Annotated in this window: 21 protein-coding genes and 1 pseudogene; 14 read left to right on the forward strand and 8 right to left on the reverse strand. The window is 74.8% G+C overall.

The genetic code is table 11. The features are described from left to right. Positions 1 to 78 precede the first annotated feature (78 nt). The gene (gene polA, locus ACH4F6_RS25575; protein WP_397962665.1) at positions 79 to 2805 is read left to right on the forward strand and encodes a DNA polymerase I; all 2727 of its coding nucleotides are present in this window, start codon (positions 79 to 81) and stop codon (positions 2803 to 2805) included. Between the two features lie 193 nt (positions 2806 to 2998). Next, the gene (locus ACH4F6_RS25580) at positions 2999 to 3346 is read left to right on the forward strand and encodes a hypothetical protein (protein ID WP_397962666.1); all 348 of its coding nucleotides are present in this window, start codon (positions 2999 to 3001) and stop codon (positions 3344 to 3346) included. Here the strand turns inward: ACH4F6_RS25580 and ACH4F6_RS25585 are convergent. Continuing rightward, positions 3333 to 4172 carry a DUF4184 family protein gene (locus tag ACH4F6_RS25585; RefSeq protein WP_397962667.1) on the reverse strand — a complete coding sequence of 280 codons (840 nt, stop codon included), beginning with the start codon at positions 4170 to 4172 and terminating at the stop codon, positions 3333 to 3335. The two genes, ACH4F6_RS25580 and ACH4F6_RS25585, sit on opposite strands and share 14 nt — an antisense overlap. A gap of 338 nt (positions 4173 to 4510) precedes the next feature. Here ACH4F6_RS25585 and ACH4F6_RS25590 point away from each other — a divergent pair, with 338 nt between their 5' ends. Next, positions 4511 to 6280: a lytic transglycosylase domain-containing protein gene (locus ACH4F6_RS25590; RefSeq protein ID WP_397962668.1), complete on the forward strand. Its 1770-nt coding sequence runs from the start codon at positions 4511 to 4513 to the stop codon at positions 6278 to 6280. 178 nt (positions 6281 to 6458) lie between these two features. On the opposite strand, the gene hrpB is transcribed toward ACH4F6_RS25590, so the two are convergent. Then, a complete protein-coding gene (hrpB, locus tag ACH4F6_RS25595; RefSeq protein ID WP_397962669.1) occupies positions 6459 to 9014 on the reverse strand; it encodes an ATP-dependent helicase HrpB in 2556 nt (851 codons plus the stop codon). Between the two features lie 116 nt (positions 9015 to 9130). Then, a complete protein-coding gene (locus ACH4F6_RS25600) occupies positions 9131 to 9994 on the reverse strand; it encodes a class I SAM-dependent methyltransferase (protein WP_397962881.1) in 864 nt (287 codons plus the stop codon). A gap of 381 nt (positions 9995 to 10375) precedes the next feature. Between ACH4F6_RS25600 and rpsA the strand changes: the two genes are divergently transcribed. The 4 genes from rpsA (at position 10376) to ACH4F6_RS25620 (ending at position 14172) form a co-directional block, all read left to right on the forward strand. Next, positions 10376 to 11866, forward strand: a complete 1491-nt coding sequence (gene rpsA, locus ACH4F6_RS25605; protein ID WP_097255253.1) for a 30S ribosomal protein S1 — start codon at positions 10376 to 10378, stop codon at positions 11864 to 11866. Positions 11867 to 12117: 251 nt separating this feature from the next. Next, positions 12118 to 13056 (forward strand): PAC2 family protein, encoded by a 939-nt coding sequence (locus tag ACH4F6_RS25610; protein ID WP_397962670.1) that lies wholly within the window; start codon positions 12118 to 12120, stop codon positions 13054 to 13056. 55 nt (positions 13057 to 13111) lie between these two features. Then, positions 13112 to 13741, forward strand: a complete 630-nt coding sequence (coaE, locus tag ACH4F6_RS25615; RefSeq protein ID WP_397962671.1) for a dephospho-CoA kinase — start codon at positions 13112 to 13114, stop codon at positions 13739 to 13741. Positions 13742 to 13791: 50 nt separating this feature from the next. Beyond that, positions 13792 to 14172: a tetratricopeptide repeat protein gene (locus tag ACH4F6_RS25620; protein WP_397962672.1), complete on the forward strand. Its 381-nt coding sequence runs from the start codon at positions 13792 to 13794 to the stop codon at positions 14170 to 14172. A gap of 18 nt (positions 14173 to 14190) precedes the next feature. On the opposite strand, the gene ACH4F6_RS25625 is transcribed toward ACH4F6_RS25620, so the two are convergent. Further along, positions 14191 to 14457 carry a DUF6343 family protein gene (locus ACH4F6_RS25625; protein WP_397962673.1) on the reverse strand — a complete coding sequence of 89 codons (267 nt, stop codon included), beginning with the start codon at positions 14455 to 14457 and terminating at the stop codon, positions 14191 to 14193. Positions 14458 to 14623: 166 nt separating this feature from the next. On the opposite strand from ACH4F6_RS25625, the gene ACH4F6_RS25630 reads away from it, so the two are divergent. The 4 genes from ACH4F6_RS25630 (at position 14624) to ACH4F6_RS25645 (ending at position 18876) form a co-directional block, all read left to right on the forward strand. Beyond that, a complete protein-coding gene (locus ACH4F6_RS25630) occupies positions 14624 to 15319 on the forward strand; it encodes a uracil-DNA glycosylase (RefSeq protein WP_397962674.1) in 696 nt (231 codons plus the stop codon). 184 nt (positions 15320 to 15503) lie between these two features. Next, positions 15504 to 16325 (forward strand): nucleotidyltransferase domain-containing protein, encoded by an 822-nt coding sequence (locus tag ACH4F6_RS25635; RefSeq protein ID WP_397962675.1) that lies wholly within the window; start codon positions 15504 to 15506, stop codon positions 16323 to 16325. Positions 16326 to 16528: 203 nt separating this feature from the next. Next, positions 16529 to 18409 (forward strand): FUSC family protein, encoded by a 1881-nt coding sequence (locus tag ACH4F6_RS25640; RefSeq protein ID WP_397962676.1) that lies wholly within the window; start codon positions 16529 to 16531, stop codon positions 18407 to 18409. Between the two features lie 290 nt (positions 18410 to 18699). Next, positions 18700 to 18876, forward strand: a complete 177-nt coding sequence (locus ACH4F6_RS25645) for a hypothetical protein (protein WP_397962677.1) — start codon at positions 18700 to 18702, stop codon at positions 18874 to 18876. A gap of 57 nt (positions 18877 to 18933) precedes the next feature. Here the strand turns inward: ACH4F6_RS25645 and ACH4F6_RS25650 are convergent, their stop codons facing one another. The 3 genes and pseudogenes from ACH4F6_RS25650 to ACH4F6_RS25660 form a co-directional block, all read right to left on the reverse strand. After that, on the reverse strand, positions 18934 to 20907 hold the full coding sequence (locus tag ACH4F6_RS25650; RefSeq protein WP_397962882.1) for an ABC transporter ATP-binding protein: 1974 nt from the start codon (positions 20905 to 20907) through the stop codon (positions 18934 to 18936). Between the two features lie 438 nt (positions 20908 to 21345). Further along, positions 21346 to 21783 (reverse strand): hypothetical protein, encoded by a 438-nt coding sequence (locus tag ACH4F6_RS25655; RefSeq protein ID WP_397962678.1) that lies wholly within the window; start codon positions 21781 to 21783, stop codon positions 21346 to 21348. A 470-nt stretch (positions 21784 to 22253) separates the two neighbouring features. Beyond that, positions 22254 to 22856: pseudogene (locus tag ACH4F6_RS25660) on the reverse strand (ATP-binding protein); the annotation flags it as partial. Between the two features lie 261 nt (positions 22857 to 23117). Here ACH4F6_RS25660 and ACH4F6_RS25665 point away from each other — a divergent pair. The 3 genes from ACH4F6_RS25665 (at position 23118) to ACH4F6_RS25675 (ending at position 25137) form a co-directional block, all read left to right on the forward strand. Beyond that, on the forward strand, positions 23118 to 23978 hold the full coding sequence (locus ACH4F6_RS25665) for a helix-turn-helix transcriptional regulator (RefSeq protein WP_397962679.1): 861 nt from the start codon (positions 23118 to 23120) through the stop codon (positions 23976 to 23978). Next, positions 23979 to 24233: a DUF397 domain-containing protein gene (locus ACH4F6_RS25670; RefSeq protein ID WP_397962680.1), complete on the forward strand. Its 255-nt coding sequence runs from the start codon at positions 23979 to 23981 to the stop codon at positions 24231 to 24233. Positions 24234 to 24324: 91 nt separating this feature from the next. Further along, positions 24325 to 25137, forward strand: coding sequence for an SAM-dependent methyltransferase (locus tag ACH4F6_RS25675; protein ID WP_397962681.1), 813 nt, complete (start codon positions 24325 to 24327; stop codon positions 25135 to 25137). A 343-nt stretch (positions 25138 to 25480) separates the two neighbouring features. Here the strand turns inward: ACH4F6_RS25675 and ACH4F6_RS25680 are convergent, their stop codons facing one another. Beyond that, the gene (locus tag ACH4F6_RS25680) at positions 25481 to 26926 is read right to left on the reverse strand and encodes a PLP-dependent aminotransferase family protein (protein WP_397962682.1); all 1446 of its coding nucleotides are present in this window, start codon (positions 26924 to 26926) and stop codon (positions 25481 to 25483) included. Positions 26927 to 26957: the final 31 nt, after the last annotated feature.

The raw sequence follows: 26957 nt of genomic DNA on the forward strand, positions 1-26957 counted from the left end.
GCGGGTGACGCGATCCGTGCCGGTGCCGTGGTCGCGGGCCGGGCCGGAGTGTCGGTGGGGCGTGGCAGGATCGGGGGCGTGGCAGAAACAGCATCGAAGAAGACCGAGAAGACCTCCGGCGGCGAGCGGCCGCGCCTGATGCTCATGGACGGGCACTCGCTGGCCTACCGCGCGTTCTTCGCGCTGCCCGCGGAGAATTTCACGACCGCGACGGGGCAGCAGACGAACGCGATCTACGGCTTCGCGTCGATGCTGGCCAACACGCTGCGTGACGAGGCGCCCACGCACTTCGCGGTCGCCTTCGACGTGTCCCGCAAGACCTGGCGGTCCGAGGAGTTCACGGAGTACAAGGCGAACCGCGCGAAGACGCCGGACGAGTTCAAGGGGCAGGTCGAGCTGATCGGGGAGCTGCTCGACGCGATGCACGTCTCGCGGTTCGCGGTCGAGGGCTTCGAGGCCGACGACGTGATCGCCACGCTCGCCACCCAGGCCGAGGCCGAGGGCTTCGAGGTGCTGATCGTCACCGGTGACCGGGACTCCTTCCAGCTCGTGAGCGAGCACGTCACCGTGCTGTACCCGACGAAGGGCGTCTCCGAGCTGACCCGCTTCACCCCGGAGAAGGTCCTCGAGAAGTACGGGCTGACGCCCGCCCAGTACCCCGACTTCGCGGCGCTGCGGGGCGACCCGTCGGACAACCTCCCGGGCATCCCCGGCGTCGGTGAGAAGACGGCCGCGAAGTGGATCAACCAGTTCGGTTCGTTCGCGGAGCTGGTCGAGCGCGTCGAGGAGGTCAAGGGCAAGGCCGGGCAGAACCTCCGCGACCACCTGGAGGCCGTCAAGCTCAACCGCCGCCTCACCGAGATGGTCCGCACGGTCGAGCTGCCCAAGGGCGTCACCGACCTGGAGCGCGCCCCGTACGACCGCACGGCCGTCGCGATGGTCCTGGACACCCTGGAGATCAGGAACCCCTCGCTGCGCGAGCGGCTCCTCGCCGTCGACCCGGGCGGCCAGGAGGCCGAGGCCGTCCCGGCGGCCGCCGGCGGCGTGGAGGTGGACGGCGCCGTGCTGGGCACCGGCGAGCTGGCCGGCTGGCTCGCCGAGCACGGCACGCAGACGCTCGGCGTCGCCACGGTCGACAGCTGGGCGCTGGGCGCCGGCTCGGTCGCCGAGGTCGCGCTCGCCGCGGCCGCAGGGGCGGCCGCCTGGTTCGACCCGTCGGAGCTGGACGAGGCCGACGAGAACGCGTGGGCGGCCTGGCTGGCCGCCGGGGACCGTCCCAAGGTCCTGCACAATGCCAAGGGCGCCATGCGCGTCCTCGCCGAGCACGGCTGGAGCGTCGCCGGCGTCTCCATGGACACCGCCCTCGCCGCCTACCTGGTCAAGCCGGGCCGCCGCTCCTTCGACCTGGAAGCGCTGTCCCTGGAGTACCTGGGCCGCGAGCTGACCCCCGCCGCGACGGCCGACGGACAGCTCGCCTTCGGCGCGGACGACGGCGCCGAGGCCGAGGCCCTGATGGTGCAGGCCCGCGCGATCCTCGACCTCGGTGAGGCCTTCCGCGGCAAGCTGGAGGAGGTCGGCGCCGCCGACCTGCTGCGGGACATGGAGCTGCCCACCTCCGTCCTGCTCGCCCGGATGGAGCGGCACGGCATCGCGGCCGACCGCGCCCACCTGGAAGCCATGGAGCAGATGTTCGCGGGCGCCGTCCAGCAGGCGGTGAAGGAGGCGCACGACGCCGCGGGGCACGAGTTCAACCTGGGCTCGCCCAAGCAGCTCCAGGAGGTCCTCTTCGGCGAGCTGGGCCTGCCGAAGACCAAGAGGACCAAGACCGGCTACACGACGGACGCCGACGCCCTTGCCTGGCTCGCCGGCCAGACGGACAACGAGCTGCCGGTGATCATGCTCCGTCACCGCGAGCAGGCGAAGCTGCGCGTCACCGTCGAGGGCCTGATCAAGTCCATCGCCGCGGACGGCCGGATCCACACCACCTTCAACCAGACGGTCGCCGCGACCGGCCGCCTGTCGTCGACGGACCCGAACCTGCAGAACATCCCCGTCCGCACGGACGAGGGCCGGGCCATCCGGCGCGGCTTCGTCGTCGGCGAGGGCTTCGAGTCCCTGATGACCGCCGACTACAGCCAGATCGAACTGCGGGTGATGGCCCACCTCTCCGAGGACGAGGGCCTCATCGAGGCGTTCACCTCCGGCGAGGACCTGCACACCACCGCCGCCTCCCGGGTGTTCGGGGTCGAGCCCACCGCCGTCGACGCGGAGATGCGCCGCAAGATCAAGGCGATGTCGTACGGCCTGGCGTACGGTCTGTCGGCGTTCGGCCTGTCCCAGCAGCTGAACATCGAGGCGGCGGAGGCCCGCGCCCTGATGGACGCCTACTTCGAGCGCTTCGGCGGCGTGCGGGACTACCTGCGGCGCGCGGTCGACGAGGCCCGGGCCACCGGCTACACGGCCACCCTCTTCGGGCGCCGCCGCTACCTCCCCGACCTCAACAGCGACAACCGCCAGCGCCGTGAGGCGGCCGAGCGGATGGCCCTCAACGCGCCCATCCAGGGCACGGCGGCCGACATCGTCAAGATCGCCATGCTCAAGGTGGACGGCGCGCTGCGGGAGGCCGGCCTCGGCTCCCGCATGCTGCTCCAGGTCCACGACGAGATCGTCCTGGAGATCGCCCCCGGCGAGCGCGCCGCAGCCGAGGAACTCGTCCGCCGCGAGATGTCCGCAGCCGTCCGGCTCAGGGCCCCGCTGGACGTGTCCGTGGGCGTGGGGGCGGACTGGGAGTCGGCAGCGCACTAGGGGCCCGGGCGGTTCGAACGGGGCGTGCGGCGAGGGCGCTGTTCGGGGTGGTGCCGCGGGGCGGGAGCGGGACGGCGGTGCCGCCCCCGCACCGCGGGCCCGGCCGTGACTCCCGGTCATCCCCCGAAGGGCCCTCACCCACGTGGCCCCCGCCGAAACGCCCCCGGCCGCCCCCGCCCGCCAGGATGCGGCCATGGGTATACGCATGCTTCACCGCCGGACGGCCACCGCAGGCGTGCACGCCACGGCGCCCCCCGGCACGCCGGTCGATCCCGACGCGGCGCCCCTCGGAAGACCGCTTCCCGCCTTCGCGCGCGGCGCCGCCGCCCCCCGCGTCCCCGGGACACCCGGCACGGCCGTCCGCGCGGCCGCCGCACGCCTCGGCCGGCTGGCCCCGCTGTCCCGGTTCGACGTCGCGCGCAGCTACCTGGCCCTGGCGCTCGACGGCCTCGGCCGGTTCCGCAGACCCCGTCCGGCGCGTCGCATCGCCGTCTTCGTCGCGGGGGTGACCCCGGCCGGCGAGCCGTTCAGCGAACGCTGACCTCGTCCGGGTGCCGCACGGGCGGCCGGGGGGCCGGGCGGCACACGCGCACGCCCACGGCGTACAGCAGCACCCCGAGCACCAGCCCGGCGCCCGCCCCGAAGCACACCGTGGGGATCAGCTCGTACGGCTCGGCCCGGGGACCCCAGTACTCCCACCAGCGCGTCGCCCGCCGCACCGCCGCGACGAGCGCGCAGCCGCCGATCACCGCCCCGGCCCACCACCGGTCCCGGACCGACAGCGGGGGCACCCCGACCGGCTCGGCGGCGGGTGTGCCGCGCAGCGCGTACGTCACGAAGAGCGCGATCACGACGGCTGCCACGGCCGACCCGCCGTACTGGAGGTACCAGTACAGAGGCGAGCCCGCCACCTTCTCGCCGAGCACGGGGAACAGGCGCATGCCCCACCGGTCGAGGTGGGTGAAGGCGTCCCACACCACGTGCGTCAGCGCGCCGAGCACCGCGGACGCGTACCAGCGCAGCAGGGCCGACGGTCGGACGCGCGCGCGTGGCGCCCCGCAGCGCGTCAGGGTCGCCGTGCGGGCCTGGCGGCGCCGCGGCAGCAGGGCGACGAGCGGTTCCCGCACCAGCAGCCACAGCGCCACCAGGGCCCAGGCGACGAGCACGTCGACGGTGAACACGCCGGCGAAGGAGTGGGTGACGTCCCCGAACTCCATGGCCCCGGACACGGCACTCGCGGCGTAGTAGGTCATGTCGGGCGAGAACGCCCCCGCCACCAGCACGGCCGGCACGAGCGGTCCGCGGCCGGTGCCGTCGGTGCGCACGGCGGGCAGCACGGCCGCGGCGTGACTCAACGTGAACGGCAACCGGGCTCCAGGGGGCGGACGTTGCCGGACGGGCCGGCGGGACGTGCGACGACCCGACCAGTATGCGGGAGGCCGCCGGCGCCGGGCGGAGATGACCGGGCGGTGAATACCGGGTGCGAACGGGTGCCGGTGCAAAAGAAGTTGTCGTAGGGTCCTTTGGGTCGCCGTGCTCGCGGGCACGGCCCGACAAGCGAACAGACCGGCGCGAACCGCCGGAGAGCGCAACCACGACGGTGGGATGATCGTCCCCACAGGACGAGTGACACGCATCGTCCCGGCAGGGGCGGGCACGGCAGAGGCAGACGGGCGCTCGGGTGTCCACGGGAGGGGTTCACTTCATGTCGGCGCATTTCGGCAGGAGGCTGCGCAAGGGGGCGGTCAACACCACCGTGGCCGCGGTGGCGGTGGCGGCACTCGCCGCGTCCCAGGCATCCGACGTCACGGCCGGCGGCCAGGCGGGCGGCCGGACCGCCGCCGACGCCCCGACGGCCGACACGGCCGCCGACGGCAGCGCCACCGGCAACTCGCCGTACTACACGGACCTGCCGCCGCTGAACAGCCCCGTCCCCTCGCCGAGTCAGAGCGCCGGCACCACGCCCGCCGTCGGCGGCGACACCGAGGCCGGCATCCCGGCGACCGTCCTGGACGCCTACAAGAAGGCCGCCGCGGCGCTCGCCGGGACCAAGCCCGGATGCCACATGCCCTGGCAACTCCTCGCCGCCATCGGCAAGGTCGAGTCGGGCCAGGCCCGCGGCGGCAACGTCACCGCCGACGGCACCACCATCTCGCCGATCCTCGGCCCGGTCCTCGACGGCAACGGCTTCGCCCACATCAGCGACACCGACCACGGCGCCTTCGACGGCGACAGCACCTACGACCGTGCCGTGGGCCCCATGCAGTTCATCCCGTCCACCTGGGCGTGGGCCGGCCGCGACGGCAACGGCGACGGCAGGAAGGACCCCAACAACATCTACGACGCCGCCCTCGCCGCCGGCCACTACCTGTGCCGCTACGACTGGGACATGGCCACCGACTCCGGGCTGCGCAAGGCGATCCTCAGCTACAACAACTCGACGGAGTACTACAACACCGTCGTGTCGTGGCTGGAGTACTACCGCAAGGGCACCCACGAGGTCCCCGACGGCACCGGCACCCTGCCGTCCGACCGCAGCGACAGCGGCACCGCCGGCGGGACGGGCGCCTCCCCGTCGTCCCCGTTCCCGTCGCCGTCGACGCCCTCGACGAGCCCCACGCCCGGCACGCCGCAGGCGCCCGGCACGCCGCAGGCGCCGAGCACTCCTCCGAAGCCCACCACGCCCACCACGCCCGCGCCGACGCCGACCGACACCGTCCACCACATCGAGGACGCCGGCACCGCGAAGCTCACCGCCATGGCGGGCGACGCGTTCACGCAGCGGATCAGCGCCCGGGCCGAGACCGCGGCCGGCCAGGCCGTCGGCAAGGTCAGGATCCGCTTCACCATCGTCGGCGACACCGACTCCACCTTCGCCGGCGGCGAGAACGTCGCCACCGTCTCCACCGACAGCAAGGGCGTCGCCACCGCTCCCGCCCTCCAGGCGGGCGAGTCGACCGGCGCCTTCACCGTCCGCGTCACGGTCGTGGGCCGCCTGGTGGCCGGCCTGGACTACACGGCCACCGTCACCGACCGCGCCGCCGACGCCCTCACCCGCACCAGCGGCACCGCACCGACCTGCACCGCGGGCGGCGAGTTCACCGACCGCGTCGAGGTCAGGGCCACCTACAAGGGCGCCGCGGCGGACAAGGTCGCCGCCACCGCCACCCTCGTCACGTCGGCCGACGACCCGACCGCGAACGACAAGGGCCCCTACTTCAAGGACGCCGCCGGCAACCCCGTCCGCACCCTCACGGACCTGCGGACGGACGCGGACGGCCTGCTGCGGCTGCCCAAGCTGTACGCCGACGACACCACCGGCACCTTCCTGCTGCGCATCACCACCACGGGCGGGGCCACCCTGACGGTCGAACTGACCGTCACGGCCGCCCCGTCGCCCTCGCCGAGCCCGTCGGAGAGCGCGTCCGGCAGCGCCTCCCCGAGCCCGTCCGAGTCGTCGACGACCGGCTCGTAACCGCCCTCGCACGGCGACGGCGCCCCCCTCCACCGGAGCGGGGCGCCGTCGCCGTGCACGACGTGGTCTCCCCCCCCGCCCGTCCGCCGCCACGGGCAGCCCGCCTGACGCCGCATCAGTCACCGTGGCCGGCGCACCGGGAGACCCGGCCCCTCCCTCCGCGCCGAACCGGAACCGGTCACCGCCTCAGCCGCGCGTTGGTGTGCCGCGTCGGCTCGGCGCCCGCCGGATCCTCCGGCCACGGATGCTTCGGATAACGGCCCCGCAGCTCCGCCCGCACGCCCCGGTAACCGTCCCGCCAGAAGGAGGCGAGGTCGGCGGTGACGGCCGCGGGCCGCCCGGCCGGGGAGAGCAGGTGCACCAGCAGCGGCACCCCCGCGACCCGCGGCGACTCCTGGAGCCCGAACATCTCCTGCAGCTTCACCGCGAGCACGGGCCGCTCGGGGTTCGCGTAGTCGATCCGGATCCTGGACCCGCTCGGCACGGTGATCCGCTCCGGCGCCAGCTCGTCCAGCCGGGCCGCCTCACCCGACGCCCAGGGCAGCAGCCGCGTGAGCGCCGCCCCCGCGTCGATCCGCGCGAGATCGGCGCGCCGCCGGGCCCGGCCGAACTCGGGCTCCAGCCAGTCCGCCCCGCGCGCGAGCAGCGACGCGTCGGACACGTCGGGCCACGGATCCCCCAGGCGCAGCCGCAGGAAGGCCAGCCGCTGCCGCAGCGCCTCCGCCTCCGGCGACCACCGCAGCAGCGCCGGCCCCTCCTGCCGTAGCCCTTCCAGCAGCGCCTCCCGCACGAGCCCGGGGTCGGCGTCCCGCAGCGGCCGCACCGCCAGCTCCACGGCGCCGAGCCGCTCCACGCGCCGGGCGACGACATCGCCGTCCGACCAGTGGACCTCGTCGCGCACGCCGAGCAGCGGGCCGGCCGCGAGCCGCGCGACCTCCTCGTCGACGGCCGCCGCGAGCTGCACCCGCGCGTGCCCCTTGCCGACGGGCCGGTCGGCCACCGCGACCGCGAGCCACGGGGCGCCGCGCAGGGCCGATCCGTCCCGGAGCTCGGCCCGCGTCCCGGAGACCATGAGCCAGGAGCCGCCGTCCGCCCGGGCGAGGCGCTCGGGGAAGGCGAGGGCGGCGACCAGGCCGGCACGCCCGTCCTCCGTGCCCTCCGCCGCGGTGGCCGCCGACGCCCCGACGGCCGCCCCCGTCGCCGGGCGGTCACGGGCGGACGGGCCGGGGAGGTCCGCGGCGACGGTCCGCAGCCGCCGCACCTCCGCCCGCCACCGCGAGGCGTACGCGTCGTTGCCGCGCCGGGCGGCGCGCACGGCGGCGGCCAGGTCGTCGCCGTACTCCCGGGGGGCCTCCTCGCTCAGCAGGGCGACCACCTCCGCGGCCCGCTCCACGCCCACCGCCCCGGCGCCGTCCAGCAACGCCCGCCCGAGCCGGGGGTGCAGCCCCAGCCGGGCCAGCCGCGCACCCCGCTCCGTGGCCCGGCCGGCGGAGTCCACCGCGCCGATCGCCGTCAGCAGACCGCGCGCCGCCGCCATCGCCCCGCCCGGCGGCGGATCCAGCAGCGCCAGCCCCGAGGCGTCGGGATCACCCCAGCACGCCGCCTGGAGGGCGAACGCGGTCAGGTCGGCCACCTTGATCTCCGGGGACGGGAAGCGCGGCAGGCGGGCGTCCTCCGCCTCCGCCCAGCACCGGTACACCACGCCCGGCGCCTCCCGCCCGGCCCGTCCGGCCCGCTGCCGCGCCGCCGCACGGGACGCCCGCACCGTCGCGAGCGCGCTCAGCCCCCGCGCGTGATCCACCCGGGGCTCCCGGGCCAGCCCCGCGTCCACCACCACCCGCACCCCGGGGACCGTCAGCGACGACTCGGCCACCGACGTCGCCAGCACCACGCGGCGCCGCTCGCCGGGCGCCAGCACCGCGTCCTGCACCGCCGCCGGCGCCCGCCCGTGCACCTGGAGCACGTCCACCCCGTCCAGGTCGCCGAGCCGCCCCGCGACCCGCGCGATCTCCCCGACGCCCGGCAGGAAGCACAGCACGTCCCCCGACCGCTCGGCCAACGCCCGCCGCACCACCGACGCCACGTGGGCGAGCAGCGCCGGATCCACCCACATGCCGTGCGGCGGACGCACCGGACGGGCCGGCGGCGCCCACACCACCCCCACGTCGAACGCGGCCCCCTCGGCCTCGACGACCGGCGCCCCGCCCAGCAGCCGGGACCAGCCCTGCGTGTCGGTCGTCGCCGAGGCGGCCACCAGCCGCAGCTCCGGCCGCAGCGCCTCCCGCACGTCCCACAGGAAGGCGGCCGCCGTGTCCGCGTCGAGATGCCGTTCGTGACACTCGTCCAGGACCACCACGTCGGCGCCGCTCAGCTCCTGGTCGCGCTGGAGGCGTTGCAGCAGCACGCCGGTCGTGACGACCTCCACGCGCGTGTGCCGCCCGACGACCCGCTCCCCGCGCACGGTGTACCCGACGGTCGCGCCGGCCTTCTCGCCCAGCAGCCACGCCATCCGCCGGGCCGCCGCCCGCGCCGCGATCCGCCGCGGCTCGGCCACGACCACCCGCCGCACGGGCCCCGCGTCGAGCAGCCCCGCCAGGGCGAGCGGCACCAGCGTCGTCTTGCCGGTGCCGGGCGGGGCGGCCAGGACGGCGGTCCCGTGCCCGTCCAGGGCGTCGTTCAGGGCGGGCAGGGCGGCCCGCACGGGCAGCGCGTCCAGGGCGTCGTCACGGATCACGCCCCCAGTGTCGTACGCCCCGGGGACACGCCCCCGCGCGCGTGCGGATCACGCCCCGGCGTGCGCGCGCCTGCGGGCGGAACGCGGCCCCGCGCGCGTCGGCGGACCCGGGGCCCTCACGCGCGTGCGTGCCCGCGCACGGCGCCGGCCGGTCCCGGCTGGTCCCGCTCGCACACGAAGATCGCCGTGCCCGGGATCAGGCGCCCGCGCAGCGGCGACCAGCCGCCCCACTCCGAGGTGTTCCAGTCCGGCCACTCCGGCTCGACCAGGTCCACCAGCCGGAAGCCCGCCGCCACGACGTCGCGGACCCGGTCGCCGAGGGTGCGGTGGTGCTCGACGTAGACCGCGCGGCCGTCGTCGTCCTGCTCGACGTAGGGCGTGCGGTCGAAGTAGGAGGCGGAGACCGACAGGCCCTCGGGACCCGGCTCGTCCGGGAAGGCCCAGCGGATCGGATGGGTCACCGAGAAGACGAAACGGCCGCCCGGCCGCAGCACCCGGCGCACCTCCCGCAGGACCAGCACCGGGTCGGCGACGAAGGGCAGCGCCCCGTACGCCGAGCAGGCCAGGTCGAAGGAGGCGTCCGCGAAGGGCAGCGCGGCCGCGTCGGCGCACACCAGCGGGAACGTCCCGCCGATGCGCAGGGCGTGCTGGAGCTGGCGGTGGGAGAGGTCCAGGGCGACCGGCCGCGCGCCCTGGGCGGCCAGCCAGCGCGAGCACTGGGCCGCGCCGGCGCCGATCTCCAGGACGTCCCGGCCGGCGAGCCGCTCCGGCGGGCCGAGCAGCTCGGCCTCCACCTCGTCCAGGCCCTCGGGACACCACACGAAGCGGTCGTCGCCGAGGAACGTGCCGTGCTCGGTCTGGTACTCGTCCGCGTTGCGGTCCCACCAGCCCCGGTTGGCCCGGGCGCTCTCCGCGACGCCGGCGTCGCGACGGGTGGCCTCCGGCTCGAACGCCGGCTCGGACGATACGGACTCTTGGATGACGGGCTCCCTCGTCGTACTCTTCCGTGCAACCCACCCGGCGGTGCCACCGGCGTGTCACCCCAGGGCCTTCCTGCGGCCTGCGCGGCCTCAGGAGACAGGTTGTGTGCCGGGAATGCGGCGATCCGCCCCGGGTGTGCGCCTTCGCGCATTGACCCTGCCCGGCTGCCCCCGTATGCTACAAGTTGCGCTGCGGGCCTGCGCACCTCAGACGTAGCAGGCTGCGCTCGCATCTGTTGTATGTCCCCTCGGTTGTCGAGGCGTCACCTCCGGTTCGCCGGTGAGGCGCTTCCTTGGCTGTCCGGCTTCTGCAGAGCGAAACGGGCTCCCGGCGTAAGCAGTACCTACGACTTCAATGTCCGTACCGGAGCCCTTTCCCACATGACGAGCAGCACCGAGACCACCGCCACCACCCCGCAGGTAGCGGTCAACGACATCGGTAACGAGGAAGCCTTCCTCGCAGCGATCGACGAGACGATCAAGTACTTCAACGACGGCGACATCGTCGACGGCGTCATCGTGAAGGTCGACCGGGACGAGGTCCTGCTCGACATCGGTTACAAGACCGAAGGTGTCATCCCGAGCCGCGAGCTCTCGATCAAGCACGACGTCGACCCGAACGAGGTCGTCGCCGTCGGCGACGAGATCGAGGCCCTGGTCCTCCAGAAGGAGGACAAGGAAGGCCGCCTGATCCTCTCGAAGAAGCGCGCCCAGTACGAGCGTGCCTGGGGCACCATCGAGAAGATCAAGGAAGAGGACGGCATCGTCACCGGTACCGTCATCGAGGTCGTCAAGGGTGGTCTCATCCTCGACATCGGCCTCCGTGGCTTCCTGCCGGCCTCCCTGGTCGAGATGCGCCGTGTCCGCGACCTCCAGCCCTACGTGGGCAAGGAGCTCGAGGCGAAGATCATCGAGCTGGACAAGAACCGCAACAACGTGGTCCTGTCCCGCCGTGCCTGGCTGGAGCAGACCCAGTCCGAGGTCCGCCAGACGTTCCTCACGACCCTCCAGAAGGGTCAGGTCCGCTCCGGTGTGGTCTCCTCGATCGTCAACTTCGGTGCCTTCGTGGACCTGGGTGGCGTCGACGGTCTGGTCCACGTCTCCGAGCTGTCCTGGAAGCACATCGACCACCCCTCCGAGGTCGTCGAGGTCGGCCAGGAGGTCACGGTCGAGGTCCTCGACGTCGACATGGACCGCGAGCGCGTCTCCCTGTCGCTGAAGGCGACCCAGGAAGACCCGTGGCAGCAGTTCGCCCGCACCCACCAGATCGGCCAGGTCGTGCCCGGCAAGGTCACGAAGCTGGTTCCGTTCGGTGCGTTCGTCCGCGTGGACGAGGGCATCGAGGGTCTGGTCCACATCTCCGAGCTGGCCGAGCGCCACGTGGAGATCCCGGAGCAGGTCGTCCAGGTCAACGACGAGATCTTCGTCAAGGTCATCGACATCGACCTCGAGCGTCGTCGCATCAGCCTCTCGCTGAAGCAGGCCAACGAGTCCTTCGGTGCCGACCCGGCCTCGGTCGAGTTCGACCCGACCCTGTACGGCATGGCCGCGTCCTACGACGACCAGGGCAACTACATCTACCCCGAGGGCTTCGACCCCGAGACCAACGACTGGCTCGAGGGCTACGAGAAGCAGCGTGAGGAGTGGGAGCGCCAGTACGCCGAGGCGCAGTCCCGCTTCGAGCAGCACCAGCAGCAGGTCATCAAGTCCCGCGAGGCCGACGCCGCTGCCGCCGCCGAGGGTGGCGAGGCCGCCGCTCCGGCCGCGACCGGCGGTTCGTACTCCTCCGAGGGCGCCGACACCTCCGGCGCGCTGGCCTCGGACGAGGCGCTCGCCGCGCTGCGCGAGAAGCTGGCCGGCGGCCAGAGCTGATCGCTGCCGCTGAGGCTTAGCCGACAGCCGAGGGCCCGCACCTTTCGAGGTGCGGGCCCTCGGTGCTGCCCGCGGGCGGGTGCCCGGGAGGCGCCGTCGCCTCACGCGCGGGCCGCCCCCCGACGCCGCTCCCTCCCGACGAGGCCGCTCCCGACGAGGCCGTGCGAAGTCGTCCGATCTTGACCGTCGGACGGGAATGCCCGCTCTCACCGGCACGTTGTGCAGTACGAACACGAGGAGGAGCGGTCCAAGTGCTTGATCCGCAGGGTTTGTACGCATGGGAGCCGAAGGGGCTGGCCGTCGTCGACATGGCGCTCGCCCAGGAGTCGGCCGGACTTGTCATGCTCTACCACTTCGACGGATACATCGACGCGGGCGAGACCGGCGACCAGATCGTCGACCGGCTCCTCGACGCGCTGCCCCACCAGGTCGTCGCCCGCTTCGACCACGACCGGCTGGTGGACTACCGCGCCCGCCGCCCGCTGCTGACGTTCAAGCGCGACCGGTGGGCCGGCTACGAGGAGCCGGCCATCGAGGTACGGCTCGTCCAGGACACCACCGGAGCCCCGTTCCTGCTGCTGTCCGGACCCGAACCGGACGTGGAGTGGGAACGCTTCGCGGCGGCCGTACGGCAGATCGTGGAGCGGCTCGGCGTGCGCCTGTCCGTGAACTTCCACGGCATCCCCATGGGCGTCCCGCACACCCGCCCCGTGGGCCTCACCCCGCACGGCAACCGCACCGACCTCGTCCCCGGCCACCGCAGCCCCTTCGACGAGGCCCAGGTCCCCGGCAGCGCCGAGGCGCTCGTCGAGTACCGCCTGATGGAAGCGGGCCACGACGTCCTCGGTGTCGCCGCGCACGTCCCCCACTACATCGCCCGCTCCCCGTACCCGGACGCGGCCCTGACCGTCCTGGAGGCCGTCACGGCCGCCACCGGACTGGTCCTGCCCGGCGTCGCCCACTCCCTGCGCACGGACGCACACCGCACGCAGACGGAGATCGACCGCCAGATCCAGGAGGGCGACGAGGAGCTCACCTCCCTCGTCCAGGGCCTGGAGCACCAGTACGACGCCGCGGCCGGCGCCGAGACCCGCGGCAACATGCTCGCCGAGCCGGTGGACATCCCGTCGGCGGACGAGATCGGACGGGAGTTCGAGAAGTTCCTGGCGGAGCGGGAGGGGGAGGGCTGAGCCCCTCCCGGGGCCGTCCGCACGGGCGCCGGCGCCAGGCCCTAAGCTTCCCGTCATGCTGAAGGTGGGCCTGACCGGCGGGATCGGCGCCGGCAAGAGCGAGGTGTCACGGCTGCTCGTCCGGTGCGGCGCCGTCCTGATCGACGCGGACCGCATCGCGCGCGAGGTCGTGGAGCCCGGCACCCCCGGCCTCGCGGCGATCGTCGACGCCTTCGGCGAGGACGTCCTCGCCGGCGACGGCAGCCTCGACCGCCCCCGGCTGGGCTCCGTCGTCTTCGCCGACCCGGAGAAGCTCGCCGTCCTCAACGGGATCGTGCACCCCCTCGTCGGCGCCCGCTCCCGCGCCCTGGAGGACGCCGCGCCCGAGGACGCCGTCGTCGTCCACGACGTCCCGCTCCTCACCGAGAACGGACTCGCCCCCCTCTACGACGTCGTCATCGTCGTCGACGCCCCCGTCGAGACCCAGCTGGACCGGCTCGTCCGGCTGCGCGGCATGACCGAGGAGGACGCACGCGCGCGCATGGCCGCGCAGGCCACGCGCGAGCAGCGCCGGGAGATCGCGGACATCGTGATCGACAACGACGTACCCCTCGCCGACCTCGAACGACGCGTCAAGGACGTCTGGGCCGATCTGGCACACCGGGCGCGCACCCCCCGGGACGCCCCCGGACCGGTGGAGGAATAGCGGTCGCCGCTCCGCGCGTTGAACGCGGGCAGCGAGGGAAGGATTTTTCCGTGCCCGATACCAGCGGTTCGACCGGACGTACTCCGGAGACGCATGTCATCGACTTCCGTGCCGCGGAGCAACTGCTCGCCGCCCGGGACCCGCGGGGCGCGGTGAAGCTGCTCGACGGTGTCATCGCCGCACACCCCGAGAACACCGCCGCCCGCCTGCTGCGCGCCCGGGCCTTCTTCGCCGCCGCGCAGCTCCGGCCCGCCGAACTCGAGTTCACCATCGTCCTCGAGCGGGAGCCGGACAACGCCTTCGCGCACTTCGCGCTCGCCCGCACCTACGAGCGGCAGGGCCGGGGCGACCAGGCCAGGCGCCACTTCCGCCTCGCGGCCGCGCTGGACCCCAACCCCCAGTACCTGAAGGCGGCGCGCTTCGACTCCTGACGAGCGTCGAGGACGGCGTCAAGGGCGGCGGTGCTCCGGCGGCCGGTACGGCGGAACGGCACGGCCCGGCTGGTAGTGCGGCCCCTGCCGGATGTGCCTGGTGATCACCGCCAGGTCGACGGTGATCACCAGCCACAGCACTCCGCACGCCACGGCCCACCCCGGACGGCCCGCGAGCGCGAACGCGGCCGTTCCGAAGACCGCCCAGAGCAGCCCCCACACACTCAGCCAGAGACGCGTCCTGAGCGCACTGCGCGCTGTCACCGGTTCATTGCCCGTACGCATCGGATCATCACTCCTCCCTGAAACGTACTCCTCGTCCGGGACGGCGCCCACACGGAGCGCCGGCACCGGGCCCGACGCCGTCTCCGCGGCCGTGCCCGCGGGTGCGCACATCCGGCGGAGGCGGGGGAGCGGCGGGGCCCGTCCCGTGCGGCCGTACGGTGGAGGCATGGACGCACCGCAGGCCCTCAGCGCTCTCGACCGGCGTGTCGCGGGCTGCCGGGCCTGTCCCCGGCTGGTGGCCTGGCGCGAGGAGGTGGCGCGGACCAAACGGGCGGCCTTCGCCGACTGGACGTACTGGGGGCGGCCGGTGCCCGGCTTCGGCCCGGCCGACGCCCGTCTGCTGATCGTCGGCCTGGCCCCGGCCGCGCACGGCGGCAACCGCACCGGCCGGATGTTCACCGGCGACCGTTCCGGAGACGTGCTCCACCGAGCGCTGTACGACGTGGGCCTGGCCTCGCAGCCCACGTCGGTGTCCGCCGACGACGGCCTCGTGCTGCGCGGGGTGCGGGTCACCGCGCCCGTCCACTGCGCACCGCCCGCCAACCGGCCCACCCCCGGGGAGCGGGACACCTGCCGGCCGTGGCTCGTCCAGGAGCTGCGGCTGCTGCGGCCGACGTTGCGCGCGGTCCTCGTCCTGGGCGCGTTCGGCTGGCAGGCGACGCTGCCCGCGCTCACCGAGGCCGGCTGGCAGGTGCCCCGTCCACGACCCGTCTTCGCCCACGGGACACGGGTGCCGCTGGACGGTCTCGACCTCTTCGGCTGCTTCCACGTCAGCCAGCGCAACACCTTCACCGGACGGCTCACTCCCGAGATGCTGCGGGAGGCGCTGCGCGGTGCGGCGACAGCGGCGGGCCTGACGTGACCGCTCCGCCGCCCGCCCGGTGCTCCCGCACCGCTGGATGCGGTCGCAGCGGGCCGGCCGGTCGCGCGGGTGACCGGCCGGCCCGCCGCCGGAGCGTGCCGGACCGGCGCCGTCGGCCGTCACGGCGGCGGAGGGCTCCCCAAAACGCGTGGTGGCCGGCTCCGCCGCTCCGTACGCTGCGCTCATGCCCGCCCTCTCCGACGCCGACTTCCTCGCCACCACCGCCGACCGTCTCGCCGCCCTCCCCGCCGTCCGTGCCGTCGCCCTCGGCGGTTCCCGGGCCCAGGGCACGGAAGGACCCGGCAGCGACTGGGACCTGGCCGTCTACTACCGCGGTGCCTTCGACCCCGCCGACCTGCGCGCCGTCGGCTGGGAGGGCGAGGTCTGCGAGGTCGGCGCATGGGGCGGCGGGGTCTTCAACGGGGGCGCCTGGCTGACGATCGACGGGCGGCGCGTGGACGTCCACTACCGCGATCTCGACGTGGTCGAGCACGAACGGGCGCAGGCCGAGGAGGGGCGCTTCCGGGTGGAGCCGTTGCTGTTCCACCTCGCGGGCATCCCGAGCTACCTGGTCGTCGCCGAGCTGGCGGTCAACCGCGTGCTGCGCGGCGAACTCCCGCGGCCCCCCGCCTACCCGGGGAGACTGCGCCGGACGGCGTGCGAGCGCTGGTACGGCACCGCGCGCGCCACCCTCGGGTACGCCGCCGCCCACCACGCGCCCCACGGCCGGCGGACCGAGGCCGCGGGGGCCCTGGCCGTCGCCGCCGCGCAGACCGGGCACGCCGTCCTGGCCGCGCGCGGGGAATGGGTGACCAACGAGAAGCGCCTCCTGGAGCGGGCCGGACTGCGGGGCGTCGACGACCTCGTCGCGGAAGCGGGCCGCGGCGACATCGCGGAGGCACTGGAGCGGGCCCGGGTGCTCTTCGAGGACGCGGTGGAGGCGGCGGCCGCCACGACAGGCTCGACGGAGCACGCGGAGCACACGGACGGCCCGGAGCACCCGTGAACGGCCGGCCGGAGGGGTTGCGTTCATAAAGACCGCGGGACCCCGGCGAAGTGTCACCTCGCCGAAACGCGACCGTTCCGCATTCTCCGGGATCGACCCGTACCGTGGAGGCACAGCACAGCAGCACCGTCGCAGGATCCGCACACAGCCCCGGCCGCCGTCGTCCGAAGGCGCACCCCCGCCCTCGTTCCGACAGGAGCTCCGTGTCCCCGCGTTCCACCCTTGCCGTTCGCACGGTCCCCGCTCTGCCGCCCTGGCTCGCCCACGCCCTGCGGGCGCAGCGCGGGCCCGTGCCGTGGAACGCGGTGGTGCGCGGGGCGCTGGCCGCCGGACCGTTGCTGCTCGTGTCCGTGCTCGCCGGCCGCACCACGCTCGGCGTCGTCGCCGCGATCGCCGCCATGCTGTCCGGGATCAACGACCGGCCGGGCAGCCGGCGGGCGTCCGTCCGGCGCCTCGGGACACCCGCCCTCGCCGGGGCGGGCGGGCTGCTCGCCGGAACCGGTGCGGGAGATCACCTGGGAGCCGTCGCGCTGACCCTCGTGCTCACCGGGCTCGGGCTCCTCGCCGGCGGCATGAGCGCCATCGGGCCCGTCGCCTCGAGCGCGGGCACGCAGCTGCTTGTCGGCGCGGCGATCGGGGCGGGCATGCCGCTCCCCGAGACCGGCTGGGCGCGCGCCCTCGCCTTCCTCGCCGGAGCCGGCTGGCTGCTCGGCCTGCGCCTCGCCCTGCCCACGCCCGGCGCACGGGCCGGCGACTTCCGCTTCGACGGGGAACGCGCCGCCGTCGCCGGCGTGTACGAGGCCGTCGCCCGGCTCCTCGACGCCGTGGGCACCGCGGAGGCGACGGCCCGCCGCGCGGCCCTCACCGCCGCCCTCGACCACGCGCAGGACGCCCTCGCCGGGCCCCGCCTGCGCCGGCACGCCAGCTCCGCCGCCGAACGCCGGCTGCACGCCCAGTACGCCGCCGCGCTGCCCCTCGCCGAGGCCGCGACCGCCCTCGCCTGGGCCGGGGAGCCCGTCTCCCGGCGGGCCTCCGAAGGGCCCCGGCGCCTCGCCGCCGCCGTACGGGAGCACACGCCGTGCGGGCCGCTGCCCGCGCCCTCGCGGTCGGCGCCCGCCCTGCGCGCCCTCGACGACGCCCTGCTCCGGGCCGCCGACGCCTTCGACCGGGGCGGCGGGGGCGACCTGCACACACGGCGGCGGAGCGCCGGGGACGTGGTCCGCACCGCCCTCGGGGTCGGCGGGCGGGAGTACGGGATGCGGGTCGGCCTGAGCTTCGGGGCGGGCGCCGCCGTCGCGCAGGCCCTGCACCACTCCCACTGGTACGGGCAGCACACGCACTGGTACTGGCTGCCCGCGACGGCCGTCTTCCTGGTCAAGCCGGACCTCGGGCCGCTGGTGTCCCGGGTGCTGTGCCGGGCCGCGGGGACCGTGCTGGGGGCGTTGCTCTTCGCGGGTTTCGCCGCCGTGCTGCCCCGGCCGGAAGGGCTCGTGGCACTGGTCGCGGTGTGCGGGGCGCTCATCCCCGTCTCCACGCGGCACTTCGCCGCCCAGACCACGGTCGTGACCGTCCTGGTCCTGGCCCTGGTGATGGTGGGCGGTGAGCCGCAGGCCTCCGTCAGCCGGATCGGGGAGACGTTGCTGGCCTGCGCGATCGTGCTCATCGCGGGGCACCTGCCGATGCCGGGGGAGCGCGGCGGGCACGTGCGCGCCCGGCTCGCCGCCGCCGCGACCGCCGCGCACGCCTACCTCGTCCACGTCCTCGACGGCTCCGGCGACCGCGCCGCCCGCTGGACCCTGCGCCGCGAGGCCTACCGCACCCTCGCCGAGGCCCGCACCGCCATCTCCCTCGCCGCCGCCGAACTGCCCGCCCTCGCCCGCCGCACCGAGGGCACGGACGAGGTCGCCGCGCTCCTCGAACGCCTCGTCGACACGACCACCGCCTGCGCCGTCCACCTCGACGACACCGGACGGCTCGGCCACCGCCACAGCGCCCTCCTGACGGAACTCCTCGCGGAGCTGGCCGCGCACCGGGAGCGGGCGGTCCCGCCGGTGGAGATCCCCGGGCGCGCCCTCGCCGGATAGAACGCCGGGCCGCGCCCCCGCGAGGGACGTCGTGCGGCGGGCCGGCCCACGCGCGGGGTGCGGCGACACATCCGGCACAGGACGCGCGCCGCGCCTCACGCGAGAGCGACGTGATCACCTGACGTACGGATCGCGGCGCGGAACGTAGCCGTGATGTGCGGAAGGTGACCGGTACCTCACCATCCGCGCCGTTGAGGTGTCAACTGTGTCTCAGTACCGTCACCGGGCGAGGCGATCCGGGGCCGGGAAGCGTTAACTCCTACACGAACGACGCTTTCTGGAGGTGCGAGATGGTGAACGGGCGAACGGTGCTCGAACGCTTTCCCGCAGGCGGGCCGCGCGGGTCGTGGCCCGCGGAGGAGTTCGCGCACGCGCGGCGCATGGAGGGGCTGGCCGCCGAGGTGGTCATGGACCTCGCCACGGACACGTTCCTGGTGATCGTCCGGGGCGGCGACGCCGTGGACTGACGCGCCGGCCGACGGCACCGCGGACCCGCCGGCGGCTCCGGCCGACGCTCCGGCCGGTCAGCCCGCCTTCGAGGCGGGCAGCGCCTGGGCCGCCGCGGGGGCCGTCCCCCGGGCCGCGGTCCGGGTGGTGGACGGGGGCGCCGGCTCCGACGCCGTCCGGGGCGCCGGCTCCGACGCCGTCCGGGGCGCCGGCGGGCTCGTGAACTGCTCCGCCTGGAGCGCGTACAGCTCGGCGTAGACGCCGCCTCGCGCCAGCAGCTCGTCCGGGGTGCCGGTCTCCACCAGCCGGCCCTGGTCCAGGACGTGCACCAGGTCGGCGTGGCGGACCGACGCCAGCCGGTGCGTGATCAGCACGACCGTCTGGCCGCCGTCGGCCAGCGCGCGGATCTTCTCGAAGACCTCCAGCTCGGCCCGGGCGTCCAGGGCCGCCGTCGGCTCGTCCACGATCAGGATGCGGCCGCGCCGGTACGCCGCCCGCGCGATGCCGAGCCGCTGCCACTGCCCGCCCGACAGCTCGTGCCCGCCGCTGAAGTGGCGGGCCAGCAGGGTGTCCAGGCCGCGCGGCAGGTCCGCGACCACCTCGTCGGCGCCCGCCTCGCCGATCGCGTCCGCCAGCCGTTCCTCGGTCATCGGCACGGACGAGCGGCCGACGGCGACGTTGACCCGGGCCGTGAACGGCCACCGCTTGAAGTCCTGCGCCACCATCGCGATCCGTTCGGCCAGCAGGTGCCGGTCGGCGTCCGCCGCGTCGACGTCGTCCCACAGGATCCGCCCCCGGTCCGGCCTGTAGAGCCCGGCCAGCAGCTTCACCAGCGTCGTCTTGCCCGAACCGTTCTCGCCGACGAGCGCGATGATCCGGCCGAGGGGCAGCGTGAGGGTGACGTCCTCGAGGGCGGGACGGGCGGACTCGCCCGGGTAGCCGAAGGTGACGTTCTCGAAGCGGATCTCCCGGGGGTCCTCGGGCAGCGGGCCGCCGCCCCGCGGGATCGCCCGTTCGGCCGCCTCGACGTACAGGCGTTGCAGGTCGCCCACGAACAGCGCCTCCTCGTGGAGCTGGTTGAGCTCCAGGACGAGGGTGTTCAGGCTCGCGGAGCCGCTGCGGATCGCGATCACGGCCGTGCCCGCCACCGCCAGCGCCATCGTCCCGCTGATCAGCAGTCCGCCGAGCGTGGCGTACGTCGCCACCGTCGCCAGGCCCGTCCAGGCGGCAGCGAACAGCCCGGTGCGGGCGGCGAGCCGGGCCAGCCGGGCCTGCTCCGCCTCCGCCGTCTCCGACATCGAGCGGAAGTGCCGCAGCAGGAAGGGGCCCACCCCGTGCACCCGGATCTCCGGCGCCGCCGCCGGCTCGGTGAGGAGGTCGGCGATGAGGTGACCCGCGCGCACGTGCTGCACCCAGGTGTGGAACGACTCGTACCGGCGCCGGGCGTTCGTCAGGGCGCTCCAAGCGCTGGGCAGCGTCATCGTCACCAGCAGGGGCAGCAGCAGCGGGTGCAGGACGGTCAGCACGCCGGCCGCCGCCGCCAGCGAGATCACCGCGTTCACCACCCGCGTGCCGTACATGATCATCCGGCGGGCCGACTGGGCGCCGTACTGCGCGGTGTCCAGCAGCTTGTGGAAGGCGTGGTCCTCGATCGCGGCCAGCTCCACGGCGGCCGCCCGTTCCAGGTACAGCTCGGTCGCCACCCGCTCCACCTTGGGTTCCAGCCGCCCGGTGGCGTACGTGGACGCGGCCCGCAGCACCGCCCCCAGGAGCAGCACGACGGCCATGGCGGACAGGGCGGGGACGGCGCCGCGCAGCCGTTCGTCGATGGAGCCGTCGCCGACCAGCCGGCCCAGCACGGAGTTCACCGCGAGCAGGCTCACCGCCTGTGTCGCGCCTTGGCCCGCCTCCGCCGCCAACACCACCCGGGCGGCCCGCGGGTCGGCCTGCCGGGCCAGGCGGAGGCTGACGGCCAGCAGGGACGGCAGCCGGGTCACCATGGCGCGGAAGCTCAGCTCCAGGAAGGCGTCCCGGTGCTGGTTCCAGCCCATGTCGTAGCGGAGCGGACCCCCGAAGAGCAGCCGCTCCGACTCGGACACCTCACGCTCGTCAGGTCGTTGCTGTTTCGGCGCCTTCCGCACCCTCGGCCTCCCCCGGTCGTGGACGAGTGGCCACTATCGCTGGCGGGGCTGCGGCAGGGCAGAGCGCAGAGCGGGGCGGCGGCCGCGCGCGGGCGTGCGCCGGGGACGCCGCCGGGAACGCCCCCGGGACGCGCTCGCGCGGTACGTCCTACGGGAGGGGCGGGACGGCGGGGAGAGGGTCCGGGCGGCCCGGACGGCGGACGGTCCGCCGGCGCGCGCGGCGCCCGGTCGACGCGCACGCGGCCGGCGCGTGCGCGGGCGCCCCGTGCGTCGCGGGGGCGTGCGGATGCCGCGGCCGCGCATCGGAGCGTGCCGAGGCGACCGGGGGGCGCCCGGCCGCTCGGCGCGTCACGCGCTGATCGGGCGGGTCCACGTGGGCGCGGCGCCCGTGAGGCGGCACACCGCCAGGTAGAGGGGGATCGGCGGGGTGTACGGCAGCGTGCCGTCCGGCCGGTGGACCAGGGCGAGGCCGTGCGGGGCGTCCGGCACGGTCGCGCCCGGGGCGTAGTGCGCCGGGGCCGGCCATTCCAGGGCGTAGTCGGAGTCCGCCGGGACCAGCCACCACCAGTGCGTCTCGTCGGCGTAGACGCAGCCGACGCGGGGCAGGTGGGGCATGAGCAGCGGGCCGAGTCCGACCGGGACGGCGACGGCGTCGCAGCCCAGGGGGGCCGTCATGCCGTCGGGCACGACGAGCCGGCGGGGCGCCGGGTCGTGGCCCGGGTCGCGCCGGAGACGGACGAGCGTGTCGAGGGTGAGCCCCGGGCCCCGGCGGGGCGCGGCACTCACGCGGAGTCCCGGTCCAGATCCCGTACGGTCCCCGGACGCGGGCGCCGGGCGGGCGTCTCGCCGTGGGTGTCGGGGGCGCGACCGGCTTCGGCCGGCGTCGCCGGAACGCCGGTCTGCGGGCCGCGATGCCGCTGCGGACCCACCCGCGGCAGGGGGCCGCCGGACCCGGGGGCGTGGTGCGCCCGCGCCGCCGGACCGTGGGCCGGCCCCTGCGTCTCCGCGCCCCGGTGCGCCTGGTCGGCGTGGTGCGCGTGGTCGGCGTCGTCGTCCTCGTCGTCCGAGCCGCCGGCCGGCCCCGGCTTCGGGGGGGAGCCCCAGCCGAGGTCGTCACGGGGAGCGGTGAGGCCGTCGTGGGACACGGCGCGACCGCCCCGCTGGGCGACGAGACCGGCGCGGGACGCGGCGAGGCCGTCACGGGAGGTGGTGGGGCCGTCGTGGGACGGGGTGAGGCCGGGGTCGGACGCGGTGAGGTCGTCGCAGGGCTCGGACAGGTCGGCGAGGGACACGGCGAGGCCGTCCTCGGACTCGGCGTGGCCGCGCGCGACCTCGCCCCCGCGGGCCAGATCGGCCCAGACCAGCAGTCCGGGACCGTACTCCTGGGCGCCCCACGCCTGGCAGAGGGCGTCGACGAGGAACAGCCCCCTCCCGTGCTCCTCCTCGGGCCGCTGGGGGGACGGGTGCGGCTCACCCGGAGCGCAGCCCTCGTCGCGCACGGCTATGCGCACGAGGTCGCCGCCGTCGCGCAGCTCGCAGACGACGGTGCCGCTCGCGGTGTGCACGATGGCGTTGGTGACCAGCTCGGATATGACCAGGGCAGCCGTGTCGCAGGTGTCCTCGCACACCGACCAGCCGGTCAGCCGGGCCCGTGCCAGACGTCTCGCCTGTGCGGGAGAACCCGGATGGGCGGCCAGCTCGAACCGGAACCGGCGCTCGGCGGCGGCCCGGCCGGGGCCTGCCGCCTCCCCCACTCTGGAATGCGCCGGAGCGGGGTTACCCCCATCGGCACCGAGACCCTGGGGGAGGCCTGCGGCGGCGTCTGTTCCTAAGGGCGCGGACGGAATCACGCCTGCCACTATCTCCCCGCCATGAACACTTGGCAAGTGTCACTCTGAAAAATGCAGAGTGCTGTGTGACGCGGTGAAGCGCCATGGCACACTGCTCGCAACAGCATGTCGAGCGGCGCCAGTTGGGATCAGCGAAGTTCCGTACTCACGCGTACGGAACTTCGGACCGGTCTTCGCATGGCGCCGCATGGCTGTGTGTCAGCAGTCTTCTCGTGACCGGAGCCCGGCACCGACGGGCCGCCCCGGCAGGGCTCTTCGTGGAGGTGGAGCGTGAGCGAACCGCGGTCCGCGCCGACGGTGGGGCAGGTCGTCCTCGGCCGGCGCCTGCTGGACCTGCGGGAACGCGCCGGGCTCAAGCGCGAGGAGGCCGCCCGCATCCTCCGCGTCGCACCCGCCACGGTCCGCCGCATGGAGATGGCCGAGGTCGCCCTCAAGATCCCCTACCTCCAGCTGCTGCTGAAGGCCTACGGGGTGAGCGACGAGGAGGCCGAGGGCTTCGTGCAGCTGGCCGAGGAGGCCAACAGGCCCGGCTGGTGGCAGCGTTTCCACGACGTCCTGCCCGGCTGGTTCTCGATGCACGTCAGCCTGGAGGGCGCGGCCGCCCTGATCCGCCAGTACGAGCCCCACTTCGTCCCCGGTCTGCTGCAGACCGAGGACTACGCGCGCGGGGTCCTGCGGTCGGGTGCCGTCGGCCAGACCCGGCCGGACGACATCGAGCGCCTCGTCGACCTGCGCGTGCGGCGCCAGGAACTGCTCACCCGTCAGGACGCGCCCCGGCTGTGGGTCGTGATGGACGAGACCGTGCTGCGCCGCCCGGTCGGCGGTCCGGAGGTGATGCGCGCGCAGATCGACAAACTGCTCGAAGCCACGAAGCTGCCCCACGTGACGCTGCAGATCGCCCCGTTCTCCGCGGGGCCGCACCCCGGCACGTACGGGCCCTTCGTGCTGTTCCGATTCGCCATGCCGGAGCTTCCGGACATGGTCTACAGCGAGTACCTGACCGGCGCCGTCTACCTCGACGCGCGCACCGAGGTGGCGACCCACCTCGAGGTCATGGACCGCATGGCGGCGCAGGCCGCTACGGCACATCGCACGAAGGAGATCCTCCGGGATCTCCGCAAGGAGCTGTGAATGGATCGCATCAAGCCGCGCAAACGGGTCTACAACGGCATGCCCGCGCGGGACTTGGGCAGCGAAGGCTGGCACAAGCCGTGGAGCGGCGGCAACGGCGGCAACTGCCTCGAGGCGATGAAGCTCGCCGACGGCCGGATCGCCGTCCGTCAGTCCACCGACCCGGACGGCCCGGCGCTCATCTACACCAGCGACGAGATGACGGCCTTCATCGAGGGTGCGAAGGCGGGGAAGGCGGACTTCCTGCTCTCCTGACGTGATCGTCCTTCTTTGAGTTCGGACTTCTTTGCACTGCTACTGAATTGGCTCCACAGTTGATTACCTCTTGTGCCTTACGGAGTGCCTCATGACCGGGCAGGACCCGACCGCCGCCGTCGAGATCGACACCAGCAAGCCCCATCCCGCCCGGATGTACGACTGGTACCTGGGCGGCAAGGACAACTACCCCGTCGACGAGGAGATGGGCCGGCAGATGCTGGCCCTCGACCCGCGGGTCCCGGTCATGGCCAGGGTCAACCGCGCCTTCATGCACCGGGCCACGCGGTGGCTCGCGCAGAACGGCGTCCGGCAGTTCCTGGACGTCGGCACGGGCATCCCGACCGAACCCAACCTCCACCAGGTCGCCCAGCGGATCGCGCCCGACGCGCGCGTGGTCTACTGCGACAACGACCCGATCGTGCTGGCCCACGCGGCCGCCCTGCTGCGCAGCACGCCGGAGGGCGTCACGGAGTACCTCCAGGCGGACGTCCGCGACCCGGCCACCATCGTCGAGGGGGCCAGGAGGATCCTGGACTTCGACCGGCCGATCGCCCTGTCGCTGGTGGCGCTGCTGCACTTCGTCTCCGACGCGGACGGCGCGCACGAGCTGGTGGACCGGCTGCTCGCCGAACTCCCCTCCGGCAGCTACCTGATGATGACCCACGCCACCGCCGACTTCACCCCGGAGGAGTCCGCGGCGGCCACGGAGAAGCTGAAGGCCGTCGGCGTCACGCTCGCACTGCGCTCCCGCGAGGAGTTCGCCCACTTCTTCGACGCCCTCGACCTGGTCGAGCCCGGCGTCGCGGTCGTCCCCGACTGGCATCCGGAACTGGGCGACCCGGTACCGGGCCAGGACGACGGCGTGATCCCGGGGTACGGGGCGGTGGGAAGGAAGCGCTGAAGCGGGGGTCCGGGCGGATCCCCCGGTGTCCGGGGCGGCGGACCGACGACCTGTCGTCGGTCCGCCGTGCCGGGCCGTGCCGGGCCGCCCCGGGCCGTGCCGTGCCGGGCCACGGTCAGGGCCACATCCGCCGCGGGGCGCCCACCGGACGGTTCACGGCGATGACCGGCGAGGGACGGGGCCGGCGGCAGGCTGCGGGGCGCCGGGCGGCTCGTCCTCCCGCACGATCCGAGCGCTCGTCCTCGGGCGGGTTCCGCACCGGCCGTCGTCCGAGGCCGGGGCTCGTCTCACGCAGCCGGGTCCCGGGACCGGTCCCGTCGGGCGGAGCCGCCGGTCACGCGGGTCACTCGGCTGCCGGGCCGGCCTCCGGGTCCGGGGGCAGCACCCCGCACAGGGCGTCCAGCGCCGCCCCGTAGGCGTGCTCGGACGGGGTCGCGTAGCCGACCACGAGCCCGTCCGCCGCCGCCGTGGCCGTCGCGGGATGGCGGAAGGCGTCCAGGCCGTCCAGGGCGATGCCCTGCCAGGCGGCCGCCTTGACCGCGGAGCGCTCGGTGCCCGGCGGCAGCCGCAGCACCGCGTGCAGTCCCGCCGCGACGCCGGTGACCTCGATGTGCGGCGCGTGCTCGGCGAGCGCCCCGACCAGCCGGTCCCGCCGCCGGCGGTACCGCTGCCGCATGCGTCGCACATGACGGTCGTACGCCCCCGAGACGATGAAGTCGGCCAGGCTCAGCTGGTCCGGGACGCTCGCCCAGGCCTCCCGGTCGCCCTTGGCGGCGAGCACCCCCTCGACGTACCGCTCCGGCAGCACCATCCAGCCCAGCCGCAGGGCGGGGGACAGGCTCTTGCTGACCGAGCCGATGTGGATCACGCACTCGGGGTCGAGTCCCTGGACGGCGCCGACGGGCTTGCGGTCGTAGCGGAACTCGCCGTCGTAGTCGTCCTCCAGCACCACCGCGCCACGCGCGCGTGCCCAGTCGATCACGGCGGCCCGGCGCGAGGGGTGCAGGGGACCGCCGGTCGGGAACTGGTGCGCCGGCGTGAGCAGCACGCCCCGTTCGCGCTCCAGCAGGCCGACGCGCGCCCCGTCCGCGTCCAGGGCGAGCGGAACCGTCCGCACGCCCGCCGCCGCCAGCAGCTCCCGGTGGTGGCCGAGGCCGTACGCCTCCACGGCCAGCGGACCGCGCAGCACCCCGCCGCCGCCCTGCCCGAACAGCAGACGCACCGCGTGCGCGAAGCCGGAACAGATGACGATGCGTTCGGGCGCGGTGCGCACGCCGCGCGCGCGAGCCAGGTAGTCGGTGAGGGCTTCCCGCAGCTCGCGGCGCCCGGCCGGGTCACCCGGCCCGAACACTTCGCTGGGCGCCTGCTGCAGGGCGCGCCGGTAGGACGCCAGCCAGGCCGCGCGCGGGAACGCCGACGCGTCCGGAGTGCCCTGCCGGAGGTCGTGCAGCGGGCCACGCGCGCGTGGAGGCGCCTTTTTGGGCACCCGTGCGGCGTGTCGCAGGGGTCGGGCCCGCTCGGCGACGCGCGTGCCCGATCCCTGACGGGCCGTCAGCCAGCCTTCCGCCACCAGCTCCGCGTAGGCGTCGGCCACCGTGTTGCGCGCGACCCCGAGGTCGGCGGCGAGCGAACGGTACGGCGGCAGCCGGGCGCCCGGGGCGAGCCTCCCGCTGCGCACCGCCTCCCGCAGCGCCCGGGTCAGGGCGGCCCGCCGTCCACCCGGCCCGGACAGCTCCAGCAGCAGGTCGGCACCGATCCGCTCCGCGGAACTGACCCATGATTCCCCCATGGAAATGCACCCTACAGGCGGTCTGTCGGGT

The sequence above is a fragment of the Streptomyces sp. NPDC017936 genome, assembly GCF_044328485.1.
Classification (GTDB): domain Bacteria; phylum Actinomycetota; class Actinomycetes; order Streptomycetales; family Streptomycetaceae; genus Streptomyces.